Annotated in this window: 4 protein-coding genes; 1 reads left to right on the top strand and 3 read right to left on the bottom strand. The window is 44.7% G+C overall.

Going from position 1 to position 6,898, the window contains the following annotated elements; all coding sequences use genetic code 11:
- From TU92_RS20865 to TU92_RS20855, 3 genes are all read right to left on the bottom strand, one after another.
- Positions 1–570, bottom strand: a 570-nt coding sequence (locus tag TU92_RS20865; protein ID WP_427909986.1) for a T6SS immunity protein Tli3 family protein, incomplete at its 3' end; no start/stop codon positions are given.
- A gap of 2 nt (positions 571–572) precedes the next feature.
- Complete coding sequence (locus TU92_RS20860; RefSeq protein ID WP_112169091.1) at positions 573–1,520, bottom strand: T6SS immunity protein Tli3 family protein; 948 nt, start codon at positions 1,518–1,520, stop codon at positions 573–575.
- An 18-nt stretch (positions 1,521–1,538) separates the two neighbouring features.
- Positions 1,539–4,040: a type VI secretion system Vgr family protein gene (locus TU92_RS20855; protein WP_112169089.1), complete on the bottom strand. Its 2,502-nt coding sequence runs from the start codon at positions 4,038–4,040 to the stop codon at positions 1,539–1,541.
- A 1,604-nt stretch (positions 4,041–5,644) separates the two neighbouring features.
- Between TU92_RS20855 and TU92_RS20850 the strand changes: the two genes are divergently transcribed.
- Positions 5,645–6,856 (top strand): LTA synthase family protein, encoded by a 1,212-nt coding sequence (locus TU92_RS20850; protein ID WP_112169087.1) that lies wholly within the window; start codon positions 5,645–5,647, stop codon positions 6,854–6,856.
- Positions 6,857–6,898 lie beyond the last annotated feature (42 nt).

The following is a 6,898-nucleotide window of genomic DNA, read 5'->3' as shown; positions in this document are numbered from 1 at the left end:
GTTTTTGTTGACCACTACAGCGCTATTTGTTTGGTATTTTTCGGAATCGTAGTAGGCGCTTTTGATGTATATAGCATCATCGCTAATAATGATTGTATAATCCTTAGAGTTAGAGCTATTACTCGCATGGAATTTAATATCACTAAAATTCTTTCCCCCATCGCTACTGGCTGACAAAATGCTGTAAGCACAGCCTCTGAGCGGGTCACCACAAGCATCGTTATCACCACTCACTAAAGGAATCGCCAGTATGTCGTCGTTTTTCGCTGCCCAGATAAACTTGCCTTTGTAGTTCATTGTTCCCATGGAAAGGAACCAGAGCTTCGTTTTTATCTTCTTGTTATCATTATGATAATAAATCGACCCATCATCACAGTTCGAATAATCCTCCAGCGTGAGATACTGATTTTTATCGATACGATAAATCACCTGTGGAGGGTTATGGATGGGTTGTACTGCCAGCTTTTCTGGCTGCGTCGATGTTTGCACCGGAGGCGGTGTCACGGCACAACTATTCAGGCTGGTTAGCGAAAATATTAATGCACCTGCGAGTAAAGTTAGCTTTTTCATGGTCATCCTTGATTTTTTAGTTGAGTCGGTATCAGTGCATCATTGCAAGTAAATTCACTACTTATTGATTTACCGATCTTTTCATCAGGTAATTTCTCTAAAGTCGGTGAGTTATTGAGTTGGTTTAACAACGTATGAGCCTTTACATCAACTTCATGAATTTGAATATCAGAGTAATCGTGTAATGCTTTTAGCCAAGAAGGTATATAACCTACTCGGTTATTTGCTAAAACATCTTTTGGCACCCCGAACTTCAACAAGCCTTTATAAAGTTCATCCTGGACCCAGACTTGCCTTACATTATAAAATTTACCATCTGTATCGACAGAAAATTTATCAGTAGGATATTTGTCTCTTTTGGTGTAGATAGCATCATCTGTAAGAACAACCGTGTACTCTTTAGAGTTTGAGCTATTACTTGCACCGAATATAATTTCACTAAATTTCTCCCCCCCATCGTTACTGGCTGACAGAATGCTATAAGCACAGTTTTTGATAGTGTCACTACAATGATCGTTGCCGCCTCTCACTAAAGGAAAAGCCAGCATGTTGTCGCTCTTCGCTGCCCAGATGAATTTTCCTTTGTAATTCATTACGCTTCGCGATGAGACCGCTAGTGGTAATTTTATATTTTTTTCATCATTATGAAAAAATATCTGACCATTGTCGCAATGGGTATACTTTTCAAGCGTGATATAGCGTTTTTGATCAATACGATATATCACCTGTGGCGGCCCGTAATTTTTTTCAGCCAATAGCTCTTTCTGTAAAGCTTCTTTCTTTAATTCTTCTTGCCTTTCATTATATTCTCGAGCCTGACGAGCTTCCGCTATTCCGGAAAAAGGGTTACCTATAATGAGGCCTCCCCAGGGGCCAACAGCACAACCTGTCACACTTATCACAACAGAAAGACTGAGCGCGCTGATGATTAATTTAGTTATTTTTTTCATATTCTTTCCTTGAAATCCTTATTCGCCATCCAGTAACGAAATGACCATATCCTGCGCGGCTTGTGATTTAGTGAGAGAGGTCATGCCTTTTTCATCGGTCAGCCCTTCAATGACCTGCCCGTCATCCAGCGTGATTTTGTATTTTTGGGACGCCAGTGGTTTGCCATTGAGCGGGTGAGTAACCACAAACCCCTCATTAAACTGCTCCGGATCAAACGATTTCATCGCACTCTGCATGCTTGCTGAGCCTTGCTTGACGATGCCGCCATTTTTGATCAGCAGTTTCCCCGGCCCGCCAATCTCAACGTTCCCGCCTTTGAGTTTGATATAGGCACCGCCACAAATCAGGACCAGCTCGTCCTGCGCCGTTACCGCCATTTTTTTGCCGCTGGCAACATGCGTGTCGTCCGTTGACCAGGTGGTGAACTTACCGCCCTGGGCCTGAACGTCGATGTCGCCTTTGGCGGCAAACATTTTGGTGCCCTGGCGGCTGTAGAGGCTGATTTGATCACCGGCCGCGACGGTGAATTTCTTCGTCGCGCCGATATCCACCTGCTTACCCGCGGTCAGTGTCAGGCTATCTTCGGCGAACAGCTGCATGCTGTCACCGCTGACAATACCGACGCCTTTTGGTGCACTGAGGAGTAAAACAGCCTGCTGAAGCTTATCGAGTTTCTGTTGAAGCAAGGTCTGTTGACGGTCGATATCCGCGGCTAATGCCTGCGCCTGTTGCGCACTGGCGGAAAGACTCTGCATTTCCACCATCGCGCTGGAGAGCAGGGCTTTGGCCTGTTGCATATCCAGTTGCTGACCTCCGGCGGAAGCCTGCACGTCGGCAGAAATAAACACGCCTTTACCGCCGCGAACGGACACCCAGTCGTCGGTACGCAGCTCAGCCCCGTGGCCGCGGTCTTTGCGTTTATCATCGACCAGCGCCCCCAGGTTCAGCTGGCTTTTGCCGCTGGCCGGTGTGGAAAGCTTGATGTGTTCTTTCCCGCGCGTATCGTCCAGTCGCAGTTTGTTATTGGCGGGAGTGCGAATGACGTTCCGCTTGTAGTTCGGCAACGCCACATGGTCCGGGTGAGTTGAATCGTGCAGCGCACAGGCGATATAAGGCCGATCAACGTCGCCGTTCTCAAAGGCAATCGCTACGCCGGTGGAATCCAGCAGCGGCATATGGAAGCCGCAGGTATCGCCGGAATAGGGTTTGGCCAGACGCAGCCAGCAGCTCTCAAAACCTTTCTGCCACTCTGTACGATCGAAGCCAAATTGAGCGCGGTACAGGCCGTCGGCGTTGATGTGAGCGTAAGGTTCGTCCGGATGCGCGCTGGAGATACGGGCAGGCAGCGTGCCGGTGACGGTCGGCCACGGCAACAACGCAGGGCGGTACGGATGCTGAGTATTACGCGGAACCGCGGTGAAGGTGACGAAGTACGCCGTATCGCGGGCGACGTTTTTAGAGTTCGTGGAGACAATCAGGAGACCGTCCGGCGCTTCAGGCCAGTCTTTGCCGGGCGTGGTGATGACCATCCCCGGACGCAGCGTCATGCAGTTGGATTTACCCTCAAAGGTGATTTGCTCCGTGAGGTAGCGCTCCTGACGGCGTTTGGCATACCACATCCCTTGGCCTGGCTGGTTACTGAACTCTTTGCCCGCTTCGGGATAGTTCTCACCCCAGCGGTAATCTTCGGCAACCAGTGCCGGATAATCCGGGGTGGTCTCCGTTGTGCCGGTCATATCGCTTTGTGCGGCAGGGTAGTAATCGTCGTTAACCGTGACTGACTTCGGAATGGACTTGCGGCTGACCGACATCTCCCAGACCGATTCCAGTCCGCCGTCGAACAGTCCCGCCGGGTTGCGGAACGGGATAGCAACAGGCTCTGGCCAGGCGTAGGAATGGTCGGCCAGCACCATGACGTCGCAGTTGTTCTCTTCGTCATATTCGAAGAAGTAGGAGATACCGCTATCAGCCAGGCGTCGCGCAATATGGGCGTATTCGCTTTCACCGAACTGCATCATGAATTTTTTCAGCGGATACTGATCATTGAGCGCAAACCGAAAATCCAGCCGGTCCATGTTGTAACGCAGGAAAGTGTTTTCGGTCATGCTGATGATGCTGTCGTTTTGGTAAATCGCGTTATTGGTGCCCTGATTTAACCGGGTCAGGCGGTGTTCCAGCGTGGCGACGTAGCGGGTTTCATCGGCAGAAGTGCTGCACTGGCGGAACTGGGTGATGACACCGGGGATAATGCGTGGTTTAACAGATTCCCAGGGCTTGCCGTCGGGGTACATCAGGAACAGCGCGGAATAATTGATGATGTGCTGGGCGGGGATATCTTTCACCGCACTGGTAAACTCAATCTCATAGCGCAAAATATCGCTGATGGCCTCGCTGCCGCTGAACTTGAGCACCGATATATCGACGTCAGACTGTTGGGATTCCAAACGGGTTAAGCGTAGCTGATAGTGGTTGTGGATCGGTAATTTACTGCCGGCAAGAATGTATTCCTGAATACCCATCGTTTAATTCCCTTTGAACGTTAATCCTGATTTACATCGCAATTATCATTGCGTCTCAACATCGGCTCTAAGCCGGATGTTTGTATCAGCTTCCCTTCAGGCAGCCATTCAGACGATTATTTAAAGAGGTCAGCGATATATGCCAACAGTAATGGTGAATGCAATGCCTGTAATTAATTGGTGTGGTGAATGTATAATGGATGAGTTCGCCGAATAGTCCTTGCATTCAGAGCGCACAAAGCTTGATCCTAAGCCTTTGTCTCAACGCACCAAAAAACTACCATAAATCCAAGGGGTATTAAAATAGGGTATGTCACGTAAATGTGTAACTTAATTATTAGTGAGCTTAGTGGATGCTTTATTAAGATAATTCTTGTGAATGTATCCCTAAGATATTTATGTGGGGAAATTCCTGGTGATTGAGTGTGGGGTGGTGATTATATCGCTTGTTTTTAACCAACAACCCATGCCTTAAGTTGTTTTTAGTACTTCGTAATCAATCCCCCTTTGTAGTCATTATCCTTTGGGGGAATTTTAGAGCCAGGTGATCCCGATTTACTGAGCAAACCTGAGCGACAAGGTTTCTGGACTCCTGTGTATCACTTGAGAATGCACAATAGCCCTTTTAAAACATTTAGTTATTGATGCGCCGACGTTCTTCTTAGCCGCAGGCTCCTGGTTCGGGCCCTGTAGGGAAACATCTCATAAATTTTTAAGTCTCTTTTCCCTGCTGCGTTTAATGACTGCCCTTAGTACAAACTGATTACTTATCGCTTAGTCGTCATTAAAGAACGATTGCAGGTTTTATGATATGATTACATCAAAAGATGAGAGGGATCTGATTTATGAGAATAATTATAATTGCTGCTTTGTGTTTGCTATTGTCCGCTTGTACATGGGAGTCGTTTCTGCGTCCAGTCTCTACAGATGTCTGCCCTCAAGGAACTAACAGTATTACCCAACAGTGCAGGTGAGAAAACGGGTGTTTAGACATTTATCTTTAGATCTTTTAGTAAATTGTTACAGCACTTCTGCTTCATATATTGATCCATGATCGTTTTATGGGATTTCATCATATTAATCCCAATCGCTGTTTGTTCATTGTCCGAAAATGAAATTATAGCAGGACATGCTGACGGTTATTATTGCTACAGTTTATATTCACTGAATATTCCCGCTGCGAGGACTTACAGCGCCGTTATCCGGCTTTCAATGAATGAGTACATCTCAGAATTGTTGGGCTGCGTCTTCTGGTTTTAGGTCAATGAAATGATATATTGTGAACTGTAAAACAGCATAATGCACAAACTGGCGGCCTTTTTATATCTGCCAATAATTCAAAGAAACAGATTGGATGCATTTACAGAGAGTTGCACTCAGATTAGGAAGTTGTTTCGCAAAGGGATGGCGATATTCAATTATTAATTGAAATGTTAGCAAGCTAAATCATTCATTAAACTTATACCATAGTGTGTTAACGGATGTTATTCAGGCGGCCTGTTTGTATTTTCGTGATATTGCTTTGATTGTGATTTTTGCTTCTTGTCTGTGGGGGATACGCGCTATTATCATTAGTGTATATTTTAACTTTGGATGGACTTAACGTGAGCGAAGAAAATTCAGAAGGGTTCTTTTCAGTCATTAAAAAAGTGATTGAAAGTCAGAAGTTCATCATTCCTTATCTTATCATTATTTCCGGGGCGGTGGTCTGGAGGTATTTAAACGGTATTGGCAGGACGGACTTGCTTCTCGATGCGTTCTCTATCAATATTGGATTAATATCTTTATTATTTTCTGCGTTAATATTTGGAGCGGGTGTCATAGTGCTTCTGGTTTTACCCAGCGCTTTACTTATCGGTTATCACTTCATGAGAAAAGACAGGCCGGGTGGTTATGATATATCTTCTGCGCCATGCTATTGTATTGGGGTGTCAGTCATAATGATATTAATCACTTTTCTCCCTGTTATTCCATGGGGGAGTGATTTGATCAAAGTGGGTAAAATATCCAGCGTAAAAATAGTGTATATTGCGTGCATGCTGACCATCGCATTCAGTATTGTTAATACGTTGAAGTATTATATTATTAAGCCCGGAACGGGCTCGCTATATTTTATGCGAGTTGTTGTTCAGTATGTTTTTGAGGTGTTTGTTTTATCATTGTATATGTTCTTTTCTTCATCATCAATTTTTTATCCTCTGATGATTGTGTTAAAGGCCAGTAATATTGATGATATGTGGGTGTTTTTATATTGGCTGGTCTTCATGATAGCCTTTATATTTTTATCGTACATGCCCTGTTTGTTTTACTTTTTCCTGGAAAAAATTAAAAATAAAGCCAAAAAAAACACATTGGTGATAATACAGGGTGTGTCTGTTGCTGCACTTGTCTCCACTGGCGTTCTGGTTTTTTTATTTCCAATGTTCCTTAATGCATTTATTTACTCTTCACTACATTCAGTGGGGATGGTGAGTAGTACGCCTCATTATTACTCAATTGATGCAGATAAGTATGATGTAAACATGTTCCCGAAATCTATTTGGGCAACGCAATCTTTGGAGGGGAATCAACCAAAGGTTTTCATTCATGCTTTTAGTCTTTTTTCTATCGGAACGATAAACTTGCTCTGTCCGAATTATATTCTAAATCTTAAAGAGGATGCTTATAAAGTGAACTTCAATCATTTTCCTCCCTCTTATGATAATGAAAAAATATCTTATTTTAAAAAGATGGCTCAGGGTTGCCTGGTTTTTGAAGATACGGAGTTTCAGCAGTGGGATACGCTTTTTGATTCAAAAGGAAAAATCAAAACATAAGAACTGCCGCAAAATAAACCGAGTATCGAAAGTGATCACAGG

Source organism: Rahnella inusitata (assembly GCF_003263515.1).
GTDB lineage: Bacteria > Pseudomonadota > Gammaproteobacteria > Enterobacterales > Enterobacteriaceae > Rahnella > Rahnella inusitata.
This window is presented reverse-complemented; position numbering and strand designations above follow the sequence as displayed.